Origin of the sequence: Schaalia odontolytica (assembly GCF_005696695.1) — a bacterium.
Taxonomy (GTDB): Bacteria; Actinomycetota; Actinomycetes; order Actinomycetales; family Actinomycetaceae; genus Pauljensenia; species Pauljensenia odontolytica_C.
The window spans coordinates 2,164,837-2,183,877 of sequence record NZ_CP040006.1 but is presented as its reverse complement, the minus strand read 5'-3'; the positions used below and the strand labels follow the sequence as shown (position 1 = coordinate 2,183,877).

Sequence of the window (19,041 nt, the reverse complement as noted above, 5' to 3'; positions counted from 1 at the left end):
TGCTCACCCGCACCCCACCCCGCAACAACGTTCTAATCAACTAACGGTCAATAAGTGTGTGAGCTTAGGCACTTGGTTATCTTGTCGTTCGTTACGTTATTTCTATCGACTCGGTCATTATTGAATGATCGAGTTGGCAGGGGCTTCATGATTATTCGATAAATCTCGCTCGCCCGTGTGATTGCTTAACTAACCATCAGTTCAGAGAACTTGTTCCGAAACTGTGGAACACGCTCTTCCCGACATTGCAGTCGTTAGCCGCCATGATGTGCTGATGTGTAAGGGCTAGATAGGGATCAGCGCCTTCACTACGCTGGGAGACATCCTGTCCACTTTCTGCCCCACAGAAGGAGAAGTCGATGTCTCGACTGCGTCCGTTCCGCGCCCGTGTGGGCGTTGCGGGTGCTGCCAGTCTGGCCGCTCTCTCGCTTCTCGTCACGTCGTTGACACCCCTCGCCATGCGAGCCAACGCCGCCGATGAAAGCACACAAGAAACCGACGTAGCGTCGTCGCAGGACGCCGCCACTGCCTCGTCCGATGCGGGGGCCGCCGACGAAGCAGCCGGCGCCGAGGGCGTTGCCGCCCCCACTGCCGCCCGCGACGAGTCCGCCACCCTGGCGATGACCGTCGTCAACGACTCCACCACCCTGCGAGTCCGCGACCAGCAGATCACGACGATTAACTTCTCGTGCTCGTCGGTGACCACGCCCTGTCAGGGCGCCGTTATCGAGATGACCCTGCCCGGCCCGATCACTCCGGCCGGGCTCAAGCTTATCGAGCAGGGCTACACGGTCGTGCCCGTCACCGGCGACGTTGTCGCGAAGAGCGAGAACTTCGTCGAGAACTCTGCCGACGGGGCGCGCGTGCAGCGCTACCGCTTCACGCTCAAGGATCCGCTGCCCGCCGGCACGTCGGACCGCATCCAGATTCCGTGGCACTACAACGGCAACGATGCGCCGAACAACTCCACCACCACGCAGAACGTCGTCTTCTCGGCCAACAACGCCGCCAGCGTCGAACAGACGCTGAGCACTACCTGGACCGCCTCGACCGACGTCGCCATCAAGAAGTCCGGACCGACGAACCGCCTGTACTACCCGGCCGTCGGCGGCGAGGCCACGTACGAGCTTCGATACGGCTACCAGCAGAACGACACGACCAAGCCGAACGAGGTCGGCACCCGCTGGGGTGGCTCGGCATACAACGGCAAGCTTGTCGGCATCGGCTTCCAGCAGGTGCAGAACGTTAAGGTCGTCGACCCGCTGCCCGCGCAGGCCGTCTTCGTCAGTGCCTCGAACGGCGGTGTTTACGACGCGGCCACCCACTCCGTGACGTGGTCGTACGACAAGTGGACGTACCAGAACCCGATCGAGTCGACCGTCACCGTCAAATACCCCGAGGGCTCGGTGACGACCGCAGACACGGTCACCAACAACGCGACCATCACCGCCGAGGGCATGAACGAGCCGACGAACGTCGTGTCCAAGAGCTCCGAGATCACGCACGGCTTCGCCGAGCGCAGGGTCGAGGCCACAGCTGAGAAGATCGGCACATACAACCGCGACTACGCGCGCGGCGACGAGCTGCCCTGGCGTTTCGAGGGCAGCAACAACGGAAACACGACCGTGCACTTCCGCTGGGAAGACGTCATGCCCTGCACCTGGTCCTCCGAGGACGGCAAGGCAGCCGGTGACGGCTGCGATAAGCCCGCCTTCGTCGGCCCCTACGAGTTCAAGATTTCCACCAAGTCCGGATATGAAGAGCTGGGTGGTTGGACCTTCGAGTACTGGACCAACAAGGGCAACCACGAGACGGTGACCTACAAGAACACCCGCACTCTCACCCTGCCGGACGGCGAGTGGATCACCCGCTTCGTCATCGAGACCGACGTCGCCCCGCTGGCCAGGCCGACCGTCGACCTGATTAGCAAGGTCTCGCGCGACGTCCCGAGGACCGAACCCGCAGATTTCACGAACCACTACAACGCAGTCCTTCCCCCGGAGAAGTACTACGACACCGTGGCCTCCGAGGACTACGTGCGTATCCAGAACTGCGCGTCCGTCAAGGTTACGGACAAGGACACGGGTAACGTCGCCGTCTCGAAGGACAACACGTGTAGCTGGACCCGTATTCGCACCGAGGTGCCCGGCGTTCGGGTCAGTAAGGAACTGCGTACCAACCCCGTCGTCGTCGGTAAGCCCGCCAGCTTCATGATCGTCGCCGAGGCCCGCAAGGCCGTCGACGGCGGTGCTCCCACGCCGTTCACGGTCGTGGACCTGCTGCCCGAGGGCCTCGACGTGGACGATGCGTCCAACATTCGCGCGGAGAGCTACTCCGTCCTGAAGAACCCCGACGGTAGCGCCTACGACCCGGCCAAGGTGAAGGTCGAGGTGGAAAAGAACTTCAACAATACCGGCCGCACCCTGATTCGCTGGATCGTCCCGGATCCGGTCGAGGGCGCGTTCTTCTCGAAGTACGACGCCAATGTCCTGGCTACCGCTCCCGCTGGCGACACGACGAATACCGCCTGGGCGTTCATGCCGGGTGGCGGAGCGAAGCCCTACGATCAGGACCGTGGTGTCCGCAACCTCAAGTACTGCATCCGCAGTCGCGCTCAGGACACGCTCGACCTCAACCAGGACGGTTCGACGACGGACTTCCTGTGTGACTCCAGCGTGAATTTCAAGATCGCCACGACTGCGGGTATGACGATCGCAAAGGAAGTCAAGGGCAACAAGAACCCCGACTTCGTTCCCGCCGGTGAGATCGCCGAGATCGACCCGGGCGCCGACGGCGCCTACCGTTTCACGATCGCCAACGCGGGCAATGCGCCGCTGACGCAGGTCGTGGCCTACGACATCCTGCCCTACGTGGGTGACGTGGGCGTCGGACCCGCAGCCAACCAGGCTCGCGAGTCCCGTTGGAAGCCGAACCTGAACTCCACGAACTGGACGTTCCAGTCGGTGAAGGAGCGTCAGGGCCGTGACCCCGAGATCACGACGGTTCCGGCCTCGGACATTACGATCCAGTACTCCACGGTTCCCAACCCCTGCCGCGGCGAGGTCCTGTCGGTGGGCGGTTCGATGAATGACGCCCCCGCCGGCTGTACCCCCAACGCGTGGGGCGACGCACCCGCCAACCTGGCCTCGATCACCGGCTTCCGCATCGTCATGAACCGCGACATCGAAGTGGGCGAGAAGATCCAGTTCGTCGCGACCATGACCTCCCCGGTCAACGCCAACCTCATCGCCTGGAACTCCGTGGCCATGGCGGGTGGCGTCACCGAGAACGGCAAGGTGTCCTACCTGCTGCCCAACGAGGCCCCCAAGGTCGGCATCAACGTCTCGACCGACGTCGAGGTCAGCAAGACCGTCGCCCGAGTCAAGATGAACGGTGACGAGGTCGTGCGCGACGCGAACGGCCTGCCCGAAACCATCGAGTCTTCCGAGGCAATCATGCCGGGCGACCACGTTCTCTACAAGGTCAACCTGAAGAACCACGGTCCGGCCGTTGCCTCGGGTATGAACGTCGCTGACAAGCTGCCCGAAGGCGTCGAGTACGTGTCCGCCGAGACGCGTATCTGCCAGGACGGCGCGACGAACCCCTGCACGGGCCCCGTGTATGCGACCGCCAACTACGATGCGGCGGCCGGCACCTGGACCGCGATGGAGTCCGGCATTCTCGACACCAACCTCAACGTTGGTGGTACCGAGACGCTCTACGTCCTCGTGAAGGTCAAGCCCGCAACCGAGGGAGCGACCATCACGAACACCGCGACCCTGGGCGAGTACGACCAGATCGACTCCAACAAGAAGAACAACACCTCGAGTGCGACCTTCACGGTTGGCGGCACGATCGCAGGCACCATCTTCAATGATGCCGACGCCTCGTGGACCTTTGGTACCGGTGACGATAAGCCCTTCGAGGGTGTGACGCTGCGTCTGCTCGACGCGGACGGCAACCCCCTGAAGGACGACTCCGGAGCGGATATCACCACGAAGACCGACGCCGACGGTAACTACCTGTTCAACCGCCTGCCGCTCGGCTCCTACAAGGTCGAGGTCGTTCCCGGTGACGCGAAGGTCGATGGTTCCGACGTGAACCTGGCTGACTACAAGCAGACCTACGGCTACGGCTCCTCCACGGACCGTACCCAGGTCGGCCAGGGCAAGCTCGTGACGCCGAGCGCGATCGAGCTGACGGCCGCCGCGCCCAACGTGACGAAGGTCGACTTTGGTTTCGTCAAGCCTGCGTCTGTCGGCGACTACGTCTGGTTCGACGCGAACAAGGACGGTCTCCAGGACAGCGACGAGCCGGCTCTGCCCGGCATCACCGCAACCATCGTGGATGCATCCGGCAACCCTGTCGTCGACCTGGACGGTAATCCGGTTGCGGCCGTGAGTACGGATGCCGCTGGTAAGTACGTGTTTGCGAACCTGATGCCTGGTGATTACAAGATCACCTTCACCAACCCTGTGGGTTACGAGGCGACTGTGTCGCAGGCCGGCGATGATCGAGGTGCCGACTCTAATGGCACCGAGTCTACGGTGAGCCTTACCCAGGGCCAGGAAGACACGACCGTGGATTACGGTCTGGTCGGTACTGGCGTCATCGGTGATCAGCTGTTCGTGGATGTTAACCAGAACGGTGGCAATGCCCCCGATGCCGGAGACAAGGTGCTGCCCGGTGTGAAGGTGACGCTGACCTGGACGGGTCCGGGTGGAATCACCCGCACCTACGAGACCACGACCGATGTGGATGGCAAGTACAAGTTCGAGAATTTGCTTCCGGGCGAGTACAAGGTTTCGGTTGATCCTGAGTCGCTTCTGAAGGCTGAGCCGCTGCTGGATGTGTTGACGCATTCGCCTGCGGGTGATGTGGCTGCGAAGAGCGTTGTGTCCGAGGATGTGAAGAAGGATGCTGCCAAGCTGGCGGATGCGTTCAAGCTGACGGCTAACCTGACGCTGACGGGTGAGAACAACTCGAACCTGGATCAGGACTGGGGCTTCGGTATCTCCGCGGATACTGCGATTCTCAAGGAGATCACCGATCCGGATGAGCAGGCTCAGAAGTCCTTCGAGTTCACTCCGGGCGCGAAGGTGACGTACACGCTGACGCTGACGAATAATGGTCCGGGCGCGGCCACTGGCGTGACTGTCTCCGATCAGCTTCCTTCTGGCGTGAGCTTTGTGTCCTCGCAGGGTGATGGTACTTACGATGCGGCCACTGGTGTGTGGGATCTGTCTGGCCTGACCCTGGTCAAGGGTGAGGCGAAGAAGATCGCGATCACGGTTGAGATCACTGGTGAGGGTGCGGGCAAGCTGGTGACGAACGTTGCCAGGATTACGCACCAGGATCAGCCGGGTGATGATCCGACGAATAATGAGTCGTCGGCGTCGTTCAAGGGTGGTTTCAACCTGGGTGGCACGATCTATCGTGATTCGGATGTGTCGTACTCCAAGAGTGATTCTGAGCAGCGCTTCAAGGGCGTGACGGTTGCTCTGCTGAACGAGGACGGCACCCCGGTGCTCGACGCTGAGGGTAACCCGATGACGACAACGACGGATGAGAAGGGTGCTTACCAGTTTGTGGGTCTGGCTCCTGCCTCGTACCGTGTGGTGATCGTGGATCCTGACAAGGGTGATCTGGCTGGTTTGATTCCGACCCAGGCCTACACGGGCCGGGGCGAGACTCAGGCGTCGGTGACGATTACTGATGCGTCGGTGCAGGGCGTGGACTTCGGTCTGGTTGCCCCCGCCACGATCGGTGACCGCGTGTGGTACGACGAGGACGGTAACGGTGCGGATAACGGCGAGCCCGGTGCGCCGAACGTGACCGTGATCCTCAAGGACGCCAACGGCGTGGAGCTGGCTCGCACCACCACCGATTCTGATGGTCGTTACCGTTTCACTGGCCTGATCCCCGGTACCTACACGGTCGACATCGAGGTTCCCGCCGGCTATAACGCTGCGACGACCTCGATGACGGTCACGGTGGGTGAAGGTGAGGAGCTGCTGACGGTGGACTTCCCGCTGACGGTGCCTCCGGCTCCGACGCCGGACACCCCGACCCCGACGCCGTCCACCACGGTGGCAAAGGTCTTGGCCCGTACCGGCTCGGACGCGAGCGTTCTGGGCGGCATGGCGGCCGTGGCTGCTATCGCCGGCATCGCGGCTCTGGCGGGCAAGCGCCGCCGGGAGCGTGAGGATGCCTGAGCCAGACGCGGGCTGACCCCCACACGGGGCTGACCCCACCAAGGGTGAGGGGGCGCGAGACCATAGTGGTCCCGCGCCCCCTCTCGCATACCCACCCCGCCCTGACCCCATGACCCCGCCCTGGCCTCGTCACTGAACGAACATCCCCAGAGCGTGTGGAACGCGCGGCGCGGGGCGCAGATGAGGGTGGGAGCAACTAGGCTTGGAGGGTGACCACAGCTCTGTATCGCCGGTATCGCCCCGACACCTTTGACCAGGTGATCGGCCAGGAACACGTGACGGAGCCGCTCAAGGCGGCGCTGCGCGCGAATCGCGTGACGCACGCGTACCTGTTCTCCGGGCCGCGCGGATGCGGCAAGACCACCTCGGCGCGCATCCTCGCGCGCTGCCTGAACTGCGCGCAGGGCCCCACGGACACCCCGTGCGGCCAGTGCGAATCGTGCCGTGAGCTGGCCACCGGCGGCCCCGGTTCGCTCGATGTCGTCGAGATCGACGCGGCCTCGCACGGCGGCGTCGACGACGCCCGCGACCTGCGCGAGCGCGCTACCTTCGCGCCGGTGCGCGACCGCTACAAGATCTTCATCATCGACGAGGCCCACATGGTCACGAACCAGGGCTTCAACGCGCTGCTCAAGCTCGTCGAGGAGCCGCCCGAGCACGTTAAGTTCGTCTTCGCGACGACGGAACCCGAGCGCGTCATCGGCACGATCCGTTCGCGTACCCACCACTATCCGTTCCGCCTGGTGCCGCCGGACGTCCTCGGCCCCTATCTGACGGGCCTGTGCGCCGAGGAGCACATCGGCGTGGGCGAGGGTGTCCTGACCCTCGTCATGCGCGCGGGCGGCGGCTCGGTGCGTGACACCCTGTCGGTGCTCGACCAGCTGATGGCCGGCGCGATCGACGGCCAGGTCACCTACCAGACGGCCGTCGCGCTGCTCGGCTATACGGACTCCGCGCTGCTGGACGAATCCGTCGACGCTCTCGCGGGTGGCGACGGCGCCGCGGCCTTCCGCGTCGTTGAGCGCATGGTCGAGTCCGGCCACGACCCGCGACGCTTCGTCGAGGACCTCCTGCAGCGTCTGCGCGACCTCCTCATCATCGCGGTCGCCGGCGATGGGGCACGTGACGTCCTGGCGGACACCCCGCACGACCAATTCGAGCGTATGCAGCGCCAGGCGCAGAACTGGGGGCCGCATGGCCTGTCCCGCGCCGCCGACCTGACCGACGAGGCCCTGCGCGCCATGACGGGTGCGACCTCGCCCCGCCTGCAGCTCGAGCTCCTCGTCGGGCGCATCCTCGTGCCCGCCCCCGCCCCCGCCCAGGCACCTGTCCAGGGCATGGTTGGCATGACCGGTGGGGGAGCGCCGCGAGAGGCTTCCTCCGCGCCGTCGTCCGAGGGGTCCTCGGGCCGTTTCGGCGCGCGCGAGGCCCGCGAGGCCCTGGCTCGCAAGAAGCAGGAGCGCGCCGAGGTCTCGGCCCCGGCCGCTCAGGCTCCCGCATCGTCTGCCGCGCCTGCTCCCCAGGGCATGCCCGCGTGGGGGAGCGGCCCCGACTGGTCCGCTCCCAAGCCCGCGGTCCCGGAGCCGAGCTCCGCTCCGGCGCAGTCCAAGCCGCAGGATGCGCCGCGTCCCGAGGCTGAGCCCACCCGTGAGACTGCACCCGCCCGCGAGGCCGCGCCCGCGCAGGCCGAGCCGCGCCCCGCCGCCCCTCCGCAGCAGAGCCACGAATCCGGCGCGCCGCAGCGGTCGGACAACCCCGCCCGCGCAGAGGCCCCGGCTTCGGGTCGCGACGCGGACATGCTGCGTGGCCGCTGGAATGAGGTCGTCGAGCGCCTGTCCTCCATCAGCCGCGTCACGTGGTCGATGGTCGGCGGCAACGCCCAGCTCGGTGCCGTCGACGGCTCCCGCGTGGTCCTCCTCTTCCCCGTCGAGGCCATGGTCAACGCCTTCTCGCGTGGCCCTCGCGCGGCCGACGTCGAAAAGGCCATCAACGAGGTCACCGGCCTGACCGTGAGCGTCTCCGCGCAGGTCGGGCAGGCCTCGGGTGGACCCGCGACGACTGGCCCGTCGGCGCAGGCTTCGCACCCCGGCCCTGCCGCGCAACACTCTCAGCCCGGAGGCTGGGTTTCGGAGCCGCCCCCTTTTGATGAGGCCGCCGCGCAGGCGGCACCCCAGGGCGACCCCGAACCCGAATTCGTGCCGGAGGAGGCTCCTGCCCCGGAGCCGGTCGACACCGGTTGGCCCGAACCTGCTCGCGCGCCGGAGCCCGCGCAATCCGGTTGGCCACAGCCCGCTCGTGCACCGGAACCGGAGCCTGCGCCCGAACCCGAGGATGCAGGCTGGCCCGAGCCCGCGACGGTGACGCCGATCCGACGCGAAGAACCCGTCGCGCCTACAGCCTCACCGGTTACCCAGGAGGAGCGGCCGCAGCCCGCCGAGCGCCCCGCGCTACCCGAGCGAGCCGCCCGTGCCCTCGCACAGGCTCCCACTGATACGCCCGAGGCCGCCCAGGCCTCGTCCCCGAACGGCGGCGCGGCCCCGCGCAAGCATTCCTTCACGGTCTTCCGCTACCCGGGCGACCCGGAGCCCACCGACGAGTCGGCGGACGCACCCGTGCAGCCCGAGTCGGCCTCGTCCCCCGTCTTCGACGACGCGCCCATCGAGCCCGCCGCGCACACCCCGTCGACCCCGACGGGGTGGGGAGACCCGGTCGTCATCTCCGGGGGAGCCTCCGTGAACTTCGACGACGGCGCCGACTCGTGGACACCGCCCGAGTCCGCCGCGCCCGCCGACGTGACTCCGATCAGTGCGGCCCCGAGTGCCCCCGCGCAGGCCCCCGCCTGGCTGGCCGCAGCCCCCGAGCCCACGTCGGCTCCTGCGCCCACGTCGGATCCCGCCCCCGGATTCGGCGCCCCGGAACCCCAGCGCGACGCCGGGCAAACATCCGACGGGCCGCTGACCGGACGCGCCGCCGCCGAGGCCGCCCTGCGCGAGAAGGCCCAGCGTGAGGCTGCCACCGTCTCGACCCGCACTCACGCGGCCGACGACGACAGCGCAAGCATCGACGACGAAAATATCGAAAACTCGCAGACGATCGGCCTGGCAGCGGTCCTGGAGATCCTCGGCGGACGCGTCATCGAAGAAAAGATGACCGAGGGAGGATACTGACATGTACGACGGCGCCCTGGCCGACCTCATCGACCAGTTCGGGCAGCTGCCGGGCATCGGCCCGAAGTCCGCGCAGCGCATGGCCATGCACGTCCTGGACGCGGAGCCCGAGGACGTTGCGCGCCTCGTCGACGCGATCAACGCCGTGCGCGGGCGCGTGCGCCACTGCGACATCTGCGGCAATCTCACGGAAGAGGACGAGTGCTCCATCTGCCGCGACGTGCGCCGCGACCCCAGCGCGATCTGCGTCGTGCAGGAGCCCAAGGACATCCAGGCGATCGAGGGTGCGCGCGTGTTCCGCGGGCGCTACCACGTCCTCGGCGGCGTCATCGATCCGATCCACGGGGTGGGGCCCGACGAGCTGAACATCGCCTCGCTCATGAGCCGCCTGGCCGACGGGACGGTCACCGAGGTCATCCTGGCGACCAACCCGAACGTCGAGGGCGAGGCGACGGCCGCCTACCTCGCGCGCATGCTCTCCACGATGGGTGTCGAGACCTCGCGCCTGGCGATGGGCCTGCCCATGGGCGGCGACCTGGAGTACGCGGACTCGGTGACGCTGGGCCGCGCGCTCGAGGGGCGCCGCCGCCTCTGAGCTTTCGTCGACGAGGCCGTGGTTGCCTCGCGTTCTCGATGCGCGGGCGGGTGCGGCCTCGCGTTGTGTTCGAGCGGCCCCCAGGCGCCGCGGCACCCGTCCTGCCCGCGACCTGCGGCGTTTGTCGCGCTGCGGGCCGCGCGTCCCCCTGTCGGTGACGCACGTGTGACACAATCGGAGGGTAACGCTCCGACATATGAGGAGGCCACGATGGCGACCCAGGCGAGCTCAGACGCGCCCCGAGTGCTGGTTGTTGACGACGAGGCGATGCTGGCGGACCTGCTCTCGCAGGCCTTGCGCCACGAGGGCTGGGAGACGGCCACGGCGAAGGACGGGCTGGACGCGCTGGCGAAGGCGACGAGCTTCCACCCGGATGTCGTGATCCTCGATGTTCAGATGCCGCGCATGGATGGCCTGGAGACGCTGGAGCGCCTGCGCGCTCGCGATCCGGAGCTGCCGGTCTTGTTCCTCACCGCGCGCGACGCGGTCGCGGATCGAGTGCAGGGCTTGCGCGCGGGTGCGGACGATTACGTGACGAAGCCTTTCGATCTGGACGAGGTGGCGGCCCGCGTGGAGGCGCTGCTACGCCGGGCTGGGCGCACCCAGCAGGCGGCCTCGACGGTCCTGCAGGTCGCCGATCTGACCCTCGATGTGGACTCGCACGATGTGCGCCGTGGCGGGGAAGAAATCACGTTAACGAACACTGAGTTTGAATTGCTCCGGTATCTCATGGAAAACGTTGGAATCGTGCTATCCAAGCAGAAGATTTTGGACGCCGTGTGGAGCTATGACTTCGGCGGACAGGTGAACGTCGTCGAGCTGTACATTTCGTACCTTCGTAAGAAGATCGACGCGGATCGACCGGCCCTCATTCGCACGGTGCGCGGTGCCGGCTACATCATGCGGGAGCCCCAGTGACGCGGCGGCGTTCCCTCGCTGGGCGCCTGTCGCGAGCGCTGGCCGCGTGCGTCGCCCTCGCGCTCATCGTCATGGTGGCCGCGTCCACCCTGGTGATGCGCTCCTGGATGCTCGGCAACATGGACTCCGAGCTGCACCGCCTTGCCCAGCGCGCGGGTGAGCATCTGGATGTCGAGGACGCGCCGGACGATGAGGTGGATGCGGACGATGATTCCAACGACGACTCCGACGATGGTGCCCGAACGACCCCGCAGTCGGGCGGGCGTGTGCCTCGTCCTGGTGGGCCGATTGTGCCCGGAGGACCTGTTGTCCCCGGCGGTCCCACGGGGCCCGGGTTTGGCGGTTCCGGCATCGCCGAGGGCACTCTCCAGTACGTGAGCGAGGATGGGCAGGCGGCAGGCGCGGTCGTCTCGAACTTCTCGGTGACCTACTTGAATGAGCCTGCACTGGCGATCCTGGCAGCGGTGCCCACGGATGGTGCCCCGCACACCGTGCGCCTGAAGGGGCTGGGCACGTTCCGGGTGACCTCCCAGGTCGTCGATGGCAAGACGGTCCTCGTCGGCGTGCAGATGGACAGCGTCGATGACGTGGTCATGATGCTTGTCGCGGTCGAGGTCGGCCTGTCCCTCGTCGTCGCTATCGCGGCGGGTTTCGCCGGCCGCGCGTGGGTGCGCCGCGAGCTGCGTCCCCTCGGTGTTGTGCGCGCGGCGGCCGCGGACATTGCGAGCCGCGACCTGGCCGACGACGCCGAGGAGCTGACCCGCGTCGGCGAGGAGGCCACCTCCGGCCCCGTCGAGGTCGCCGACGTCGCGGGGGCCCTGAACTCGATGATCGACGCGGTCGAAGACGGCATGGAGCGCCGCGCCCGCAGCGAGGCGAAGCTGCGCCAGTTCGTCGCCGACGCCTCGCACGAGCTGCGCACGCCGCTGGCCTCCGTTCAGGGGTACGCGCAGCTCGCGCGTCGCGACATTGACGAGGCCTCCCGGACCCAGGCGCTCGAGCGCATCTCCTCGGAGGGGGCGCGGATGGCGTCCCTCGTGGAGGAGATGCTGACGCTGGCGCGCCTGGATGGAGACCGCGCCCTCAAACGCGAGAATGTCGACGTTATTCCGCTGATACTGGACGCCCTGTCAGACGCGCACGTGGTCGCCCCCGACCACGCGTGGGAGCTCGGCGAGGCAGTGGATGTGCCCGTCCTCGGCGATGAGGCGGCCTTGCTCCAGATCCTCACGAACCTCCTCGCGAACGCTCGCGTGCACACGCCCGCTGGCACACGCGTGACCGTCTCGCTGAGCCGCGCGCCCCAGGGGGCGGAACCCGTGAAGGGGGCCCCGGCCTCGTCCATGGTGACCCTGCGCGTCGCGGACGACGGTCCCGGCATCCCGGCAGAGATCCGCAACCGCGTGTTCGACCGTTTCGTGCGCGGCGACTCCTCGCGCACGCGCGACGGCCGCGGCTCCTCGGGCCTGGGAATGTCGATCGTCGAGTCGCTCGCCCGCGCGATGGGCGGGTCCGTGCGGCTGGTCGACTCTGAGAAGGGCACCGTCATCGACGTGACATTGCCCGCCGCCTGACCGTCCCCGCGTGTGGGCGCGGCATTCGGTGCTGACCAGGATCGTTGCAATTCCGGGCATTAAAGGGCTATGTGGCCTGGGTCGCCCCGGCGCGTCCCATGTCACCTGCGCCCACATGCCGGTCTTTCGCGGCGCGATGCCTGGCGGGCCGTAGGATTGTTGTGGTGGCGTGCGCCACCCGAATGCGTGCGAATCGGCACGTACAGATAGAAATGAGGCTCTAGTGGCACTGATCGTGCAAAAGTACGGCGGTTCTTCCGTCGCCGACACCGAAGCCATGAAGCGCGTCGCCCAGCGCATCGTGGACACGCACAACGCGGGACACCGCGTCGTTGTCGTCGTATCGGCGATGGGTGACACGACCGACGACCTGCTCGACTCGGCCGCAGCCCTCACGGACACCCCGCCCGAGCGCGAAATGGACATCCTCCTGTCGGCAGGCGAGCGCATCTCGATGGCCCTCCTCGCGATGGCCGTCAACGAACTCGGCGTCGAAGCCCGCGCCTACACCGGCGCGCAGGCCGGCATCCAGACCGACAGTCGCTTCGGCGCCGCACAGATCGTCGGCATGGTCCCCGAGCGCGTCGCCCGCGCCATCAAGGACGGCCAGGTCGCCATCGTCGCCGGCTTCCAGGGCATCTCCAAGGACGACGACGTGACGACGCTGGGCCGCGGAGGCTCCGACACGACCGCCGTCGCCCTCGCCGCCGCCCTCCACGCCGACGTGTGCGAAATCTACACGGACGTCGACGGCCTCTTCTCCGCAGACCCGCGCATCGTCCCCAAGGCACACCGCCTGCGCACCCTCACCCAGGAAGAAACCCTGGAAATGGCCGCGCACGGCGCCAAGATCCTCCACCTGCGCGCCGTCGAATTCGCGCGCCGCTACGGGGTCCCCCTGCACGTGCGCTCCTCGTTCTCCGAAAAGAACGGCACCTGGATCTCCGACTCCCCCGCAAACCCTGAACTCAAGGGCCTCGTGCCCGACGCAGCCCTGAAGTCTCCCGAGGAAAACGCCATGGAAAAGCCCGTCATCTCCGGTATCGCTCACGACCGCTCCCAGGACAAGATCACCGTCACCGACGTGCCGAACAGCCCCGGTGTCGCCGCCCGCGTCTTCGCCGTCGTCGCCGAGGTCGGCGCCAACATCGACATGATCGTCCAGAACCTGCCGATCTCCGACCCCACGAAGGCCAACATCACCTTCACCCTGCCCGAAGGCGACGCCCAGAAGGCCCTCGACGCCCTCGAGGCCCACCGCGACGAGATCGGCTTCAACGAGCTGCGCTACAACCCCAACATCGGCAAGCTCAGCCTCGTCGGCGTCGGCATGCGCACCAACCCCGGCGTCTCCGCGCGCCTCTTCAGCGCCCTGTCCGACGCGGGCATCAATATCGACCTGATCTCCACCTCCGAGATCCGCATCTCCGTCGTCACCCGCCTCGACGACCTCGACCGCGCCGTGAAGGCCGTCCACACCGCCTTCGGCCTCGACGCCTCCGAAACCGAAGCCGTCGTCTACGGCGGCACCGGCCGCTGATCGTTCATCGACGAGGCTCGGGCGGGCTCCGTTATTTCCGCCCGGTTCCGGGGACCTGAGAATGAGCCCCGGCCTCGTCCCCATAGATTTCACCCAGCGTTCGCCCCGTCGTATGGGCGCGCGCACCAACAAAGGAGAACACCATGAGTGGTTTCAATGTCGCCGTCGTCGGCGCCACCGGCCAGGTCGGCCGAGTCATGCGCACCCTGCTGGAGGAGCGTAACTTCCCGGTCGAGACGATTCGATTCTTCTCGTCCGCGCGTAGCGCCGGCACGACCCTGCCCTGGAAGGGACAGGACATCGTCGTCGAGGACGTCGCGACGGCCGACTACTCCGGCATCGACATTGCCGTGTTCTCCGCGGGCGCCACCGCCTCACGCGAGTACGCCCCCAAGTTCGCGGCCGCCGGCGCGGTCGTCGTGGACAACTCCTCCGCGTGGCGCAAGGACCCCGAGGTCCCGCTCGTCGTGTCCGAGGTCAACCCCGACGACGTCGACAACCGCCCCAAGGGCATCATCGCGAACCCCAACTGCACGACCATGGCCGCCATGCCCGTCCTCAAGCCCCTCGTCGAGGCTGCCGGCGGCATCAAGCGCCTCTTCGTGTCCTCCTACCAGGCCGTCTCCGGCTCGGGCCGCGCCGGCGTCGCCGAGCTGACCAGCCAGATCGAGGCTGGCGTCAAGCAGGACCTCGCGGGCCTGGCCCTCGACGGCCGCGCCGTCACCCTGCCCGAGCCCGGCGTGTATGTCGCGCCCATCGCCTTCGACGTCGTGCCGCTCGCTGGCTCCATCGTCGACGACGGAAGCGAGGAAACCGACGAGGAGCAGAAGCTGCGCAACGAGTCGCGCCGCATCCTGCACACCCCGGACCTCGCCGTGTCCGGCACCTGCGTGCGCGTCCCCGTCTACACCGGCCATACCCTCACCATCCACGCCGAGTTCGCCGGCGACATCACGCCCGACCAGGCCCGCGCCCTGCTGGCCGAGGCCCCCGGCGTGCGCGTCGTCGACGTCCCGACCCCGCTCGAAGCCGCCGGCCGCGACGAGGTCCTCGTCGGCCGCATCCGTCACGACCAGGCCGTCGACGGCAACCGCGGCCTCGTCCTGGTCGTCTCCGGCGACAACCTGCGCAAGGGCGCTGCCCTGAACGCGGTCCAGGTTGCCGAGGTGGTGGCTGCGCGACTGCGCTGAGTGTTGCACTAGTTGCGTGAACGCGCGGCGGCCCGGTGGGCTGCCGCGCGTTTGCGTTGCTTGCGTTGCTTGGTTGGGTGCTTGTGGCCCCACGGGTGTTCCGGGCGCCGTCGGGCCCGGCCGCTGTGTGTGCCGGTGGGCGGCGGCCCGCCCGCGAGTCGTCCGCGCTGCGAGCTTCGCTCGGCGCGTCGTCTCGAAGCCCGGCCAGGCCCCGCCGCCGCCCACCGGCACCGCGGCAGATCCCTCCGGCGCCCTCCACACCGGCGGCGCCTGGTGTGCTGGCGTGTGGCCCAGCGCGTCGAATCGATGCCCGGCCCGGCCCCACCGCCGCGTACGGGCACCGCGGCCATGCCCCACCGCCGCGTACGGGCACCGCGGCCATGCCCCGCCGTCGCCCACCAGCACCGCGGCCAGGCCTACCGGTCCCTCCGGCGCCCTCCACACCGGCGGTGCCGGGCGTGCTGGCGTGTGGCCCAGCGCGGCGACTCGATGCCCGGTCAGGCTTCCCCGCGGGCCAGAACCGTAGTCTGCCCCACCGCTATCACACAGGTGTCGTGTCCAGCCCTCGTTTACCCCATTGCTGAGCCCACACCCAATTCCGCACGTAATTCCCTCATGGCTTCTTCAAATCATGAATTTATATCGTTGGAATTGCAACGCTTTCAGACTTTGTTGAACGTTTATCCAATCGAATTACGTGCGACTTTTCTGGGCGCCTGGCCACACCGCCCCAGTAATTTCGCATGCAATTCCCTCGGATGTGTTTCATGGTTTGAAGTCTGATCGTTGGAATTCTGCGGATTCTGCGTTGGTGTGGGGTCGGGCTGAGTTGGAATTGCATGCGGAATTGAGGGAGTTCCCTTGTCCGTGGTCGAGCTTGTTGCTCAGGGGTGCACTACTTGGGTAGGCATTGCACTGCTTCGTCGCGATGAAACCGGCGTCGCCTTTGCTCGCGTAGGCCGAGCCTCAACTGAAACCGCCATCGCCTTTGCGGGTGAGAAATGGGTGTTTTTGGTGCGTTTTTCGGTTGCATTGGTGATGGTGGTTTCAACGGGTGCTGTTCAAGGGCACGCAGTGGTGATGGAGGTTTCATGCTGGCCTACATCAGTGCCTGCAGTGGTGTCATTGGTTTCAAAGTCGGCACGTGGCTGTGTCCTGTGCGCGAAAAAGTTCGCCCCGCGCGCCCTGATGTGTGCGTGAGCGCGAAAAAGTTCGCCCCGCATGCTCAAAACGGCCGAAAAACGCTGTTTTCAGGCGCGTTGGGCGAACTTTTTCGCAGAAATGCCGCTGGAGGGACCGTGCTGGGCGAGTTTTATCGCACCAACCGGTAGTGCGCACGGTCTTGTAGGCAGCGCGCGCCCTCCCTGCCTGCAATGGTGGGGGTTTTGCACTACACGAAGCCGTCGTACAGCGTGTCGCCGGCGTGTCGGCCCTTCATGTAGTGCAATTCCCCCCGCTGCTCAGTGCCGCATCCGGTTTTGCGTGCGCACCGGGTTTCCCTCGTGTGTTGATGGGTGCGCACACCTTCTCGCTGCGCTCCAGGAATGTCACCGTTTCGCAGGTGTGTGCGCGGCATATCCTGCGTCGTTTGTGTCACCGGATACGCTCCGGAACCCCGGCCCAGGGTGCGTTGATCACCTCTACCACCACACGCCCGTGACCTTGAGCGAGCACCCCACAACCTGGGCAGCCAACCAGCTGGTTGCACGACTCAGCATCGAGCACCAGAGCCTGTGGGGTGCGAGCCACGCTCATCAGATGGAAGCCCTCCAAACCGACCAGCAGATCACACCGATCACAACGATCAAGCGACACAGAGCAGCAGGTAGGGTGAGACACAGCCCGAGGTCCTTGAAGACAGCGGGGGTAGAAGTCCGCTCATCATCAAGGACCTCGACCTCTTCCCGCAACCCCCGACCAACACCCGGTCACCCACACTCAACTCGGAAGAGCCAGTTTGCCTTCGAGCGCACTCAAAGGTTTAGCGTAATAGACATGTTGGAAGAACGGTTAGAGCAAGCCCTTAGGCTGGCGATCGATCCACCCGGAGGGCTAAATACTGCGGCGTTGCGCGACCTGATCAGAGATGACGAGAACACTCAGTGGGATATCGCTACCACTGCCGAGTATCTGGGAATCAGCGCACATACGCTGCGCTATTACGAACGCGCAGGGCTGGTGAAAGTAGGACGCGACGCATCCGGCTATCGGCTTTACGATGCTGCGGCTGTACGGCGTTTGGTTTTTATTACCCGAATGCGGGTCTCTGGAATGTCGATTGCCCAACTCCAGCATTACATCTCCTTGGTTGAACAAGGTACAGAAACAGTGCAGGAGCGTCTTGATTTGATGCTGGAGCATCGCGACATCCTTCGGCAACGAATAGAGGATCTTCAGTTATCACTGGCAGCTACCGAATTCAAGATAGCAATGTATCAGAAAGGTTCCCGTCCATAATGAGTGATCAGTACGATATTGATTCCGTCGATAACCAGCGACGTCGTGATCTTGGATTGCAGGTTCTCTCCCGTATCGACGGAGACGCTGGTCAGAGTGTTATCGAATCACTTTCCGCGTCAAACCCTGCTTTAGGACACCACATCGCCGCATTTGCTTTCGGGGATATTTACGATAGGCCTGGTCTGGATGCACGCAGTCGCCAGCTAGTAACCATTGGCGTATTGACTGCATTAGGCGGATGCGAACCTCAACTTAAAGTTCATGTTGGAGCGGCACTTAATGTCGGGATTTCCGAAGAGGAAATTCAGGAAGCTATCCTGCACGCCTCAGTGTACTGCGGCTTTCCGCGAGCACTGAACGCTACTTTCGCAGCACAGGAAGCAATTGAGTCACGGCGGAACTGCGACAGGTAAGTTGATGCGGAGGTGCTGTCTGCATCAATTTCCGTTTCGGTCTAGTTGGCCATCAACTTGAAAAAGAATTCTGGGTTTCCTGTTGAGTAGTACTGGTACCAGGCGTTGATTGTCTCTACCGGGTAGACGTCAAGGTACTCCAGTATGGCTTTTGCCCAGTCCAGCCCGGCGGCTGAGTTGGCGGTTATGAGGTTCTTGTCCACCCAGACATTTTCCCCGTGGTACAGCGCCTGACCTGAATAATTGGTGGCGAACATGCTCAAATATTCGGGCGAGTTGCTTGTGTGTTCGAAGCTGTTCAGCACACCTCGGTTCGCCAGTGCAAGCGTTGCTCCGCAGATTGCCGCCACCAAGACGTCCTGCGCCAGATACGACTCTGCTATATCCAGGATTGGATGGTGCGATTCACGCTCCCAGGAATCTGCTCCAGGCAACAGCAGAGCAACTGGGCGATCGTCCGGGAGCGTCTCTAACGATCCGTCAGGTGTAATGGTGAGGCCACCGAGGCTCTTTACCGGCTTTCCATCATGGCTAATGGTGTGGATACGGTAGTCCTGGCGGCCTTGTTTGAGTTGTGGTTCCATGCTGAGGGCTTGGAGGATGTTTCCAATTTCCCACTCGGCCATGCCATCGAGTATGTAGAGGTAGATTGTCTTCATCTTATTTCCAATCGCCTAACTGAGCCGGACTTGTAGGTTTCCCCTCACCAAGGCTACTCCGGTAGGAGGCTGTGCTTTCGGACGAGCACGTGCATGTCGACTGGTACATCATTTGACGCTTGCTCGATACCTTTTGATGCAAGTCCCGTACTTTTAGTAGCGTCCCGCATAGTGGTGTAACCGTGGGTGGTCGGCCTGTTGCTTGTTATGGGTGCGGTCACTGCGTCAATTTCATGCCCAAAGGCTCTGATCGTCGGCCCTCGAGCGACGCAAACCTGGATATCATCGCTGACCAGCGGGGTGAGCGCCC

The 19,041-nt window shown here is 65.4% G+C and carries 11 protein-coding genes; 10 read left to right on the top strand and 1 reads right to left on the bottom strand.

The features are described 5' to 3' along the window. Positions 1-359 precede the first annotated feature (359 nt). The 10 genes from FBF35_RS09700 (at position 360) to FBF35_RS09650 (ending at position 18,072) form a co-directional block, all read left to right on the top strand. A complete protein-coding gene (locus FBF35_RS09700) occupies positions 360-6,215 on the top strand; it encodes an SdrD B-like domain-containing protein (RefSeq protein WP_060565923.1) in 5,856 nt (1,951 codons plus the stop codon). A gap of 209 nt (positions 6,216-6,424) precedes the next feature. Further along, positions 6,425-9,382, top strand: a complete 2,958-nt coding sequence (locus FBF35_RS09695; RefSeq protein ID WP_060565922.1) for a DNA polymerase III subunit gamma and tau — start codon at positions 6,425-6,427, stop codon at positions 9,380-9,382. A 1-nt stretch (position 9,383) separates the two neighbouring features. Continuing rightward, positions 9,384-9,977, top strand: a complete 594-nt coding sequence (gene recR, locus FBF35_RS09690; RefSeq protein WP_060565921.1) for a recombination mediator RecR — start codon at positions 9,384-9,386, stop codon at positions 9,975-9,977. Positions 9,978-10,187: 210 nt separating this feature from the next. Then, the gene (locus FBF35_RS09685) at positions 10,188-10,895 is read left to right on the top strand and encodes a response regulator transcription factor (RefSeq protein WP_060565920.1); all 708 of its coding nucleotides are present in this window, start codon (positions 10,188-10,190) and stop codon (positions 10,893-10,895) included. Beyond that, positions 10,892-12,469, top strand: coding sequence for a sensor histidine kinase (locus FBF35_RS09680; RefSeq protein WP_060565919.1), 1,578 nt, complete (start codon positions 10,892-10,894; stop codon positions 12,467-12,469). Before FBF35_RS09685 ends, FBF35_RS09680 begins: the two co-directional genes overlap by 4 nt. 223 nt (positions 12,470-12,692) lie before the next feature. Next, positions 12,693-14,009 carry an aspartate kinase gene (locus FBF35_RS09675; RefSeq protein WP_060565918.1) on the top strand — a complete coding sequence of 439 codons (1,317 nt, stop codon included), beginning with the start codon at positions 12,693-12,695 and terminating at the stop codon, positions 14,007-14,009. A gap of 143 nt (positions 14,010-14,152) precedes the next feature. Further along, positions 14,153-15,199 carry an aspartate-semialdehyde dehydrogenase gene (locus FBF35_RS09670; RefSeq protein ID WP_060565917.1) on the top strand — a complete coding sequence of 349 codons (1,047 nt, stop codon included), beginning with the start codon at positions 14,153-14,155 and terminating at the stop codon, positions 15,197-15,199. A 1,091-nt stretch (positions 15,200-16,290) separates the two neighbouring features. Then, a complete protein-coding gene (locus FBF35_RS10535; RefSeq protein WP_157843477.1) occupies positions 16,291-16,530 on the top strand; it encodes a hypothetical protein in 240 nt (79 codons plus the stop codon). Between the two features lie 664 nt (positions 16,531-17,194). Further along, a complete protein-coding gene (locus tag FBF35_RS09655; protein WP_082632817.1) occupies positions 17,195-17,656 on the top strand; it encodes a MerR family transcriptional regulator in 462 nt (153 codons plus the stop codon). Continuing rightward, entirely contained in the window at positions 17,656-18,072 is a 417-nt protein-coding gene (locus FBF35_RS09650; protein ID WP_082632816.1) for a carboxymuconolactone decarboxylase family protein, read from the top strand. Before FBF35_RS09655 ends, FBF35_RS09650 begins: the two co-directional genes overlap by 1 nt. 41 nt (positions 18,073-18,113) lie before the next feature. Here the strand turns inward: FBF35_RS09650 and FBF35_RS09645 are convergent, their stop codons facing one another. Beyond that, positions 18,114-18,731 carry a DJ-1/PfpI family protein gene (locus FBF35_RS09645; RefSeq protein ID WP_060565915.1) on the bottom strand — a complete coding sequence of 206 codons (618 nt, stop codon included), beginning with the start codon at positions 18,729-18,731 and terminating at the stop codon, positions 18,114-18,116. Positions 18,732-19,041: the final 310 nt, after the last annotated feature.

Excerpts from the sequence above, each read along its gene's own strand:
- FBF35_RS09700 (WP_060565923.1), top strand. The coding sequence starts at position 360 with ATGTCTCGACTGCGTCCGTTCCGCGCCCGTGTGGGCGTTGCGGGTGCT.
- recR (WP_060565921.1), top strand. The coding sequence starts at position 9,384 with ATGTACGACGGCGCCCTGGCCGACCTCATCGACCAGTTCGGGCAGCTG.
- FBF35_RS09685 (WP_060565920.1), top strand. The coding sequence starts at position 10,188 with ATGGCGACCCAGGCGAGCTCAGACGCGCCCCGAGTGCTGGTTGTTGAC.
- FBF35_RS09670 (WP_060565917.1), top strand. The coding sequence starts at position 14,153 with ATGAGTGGTTTCAATGTCGCCGTCGTCGGCGCCACCGGCCAGGTCGGC.
- FBF35_RS10535 (WP_157843477.1), top strand. The coding sequence starts at position 16,291 with ATGCTGGCCTACATCAGTGCCTGCAGTGGTGTCATTGGTTTCAAAGTC.
- FBF35_RS09655 (WP_082632817.1), top strand. The coding sequence starts at position 17,195 with ATGTTGGAAGAACGGTTAGAGCAAGCCCTTAGGCTGGCGATCGATCCA.
- FBF35_RS09650 (WP_082632816.1), top strand. The coding sequence starts at position 17,656 with ATGAGTGATCAGTACGATATTGATTCCGTCGATAACCAGCGACGTCGT.
- FBF35_RS09645 (WP_060565915.1), bottom strand. The coding sequence starts at position 18,731 with ATGAAGACAATCTACCTCTACATACTCGATGGCATGGCCGAGTGGGAA.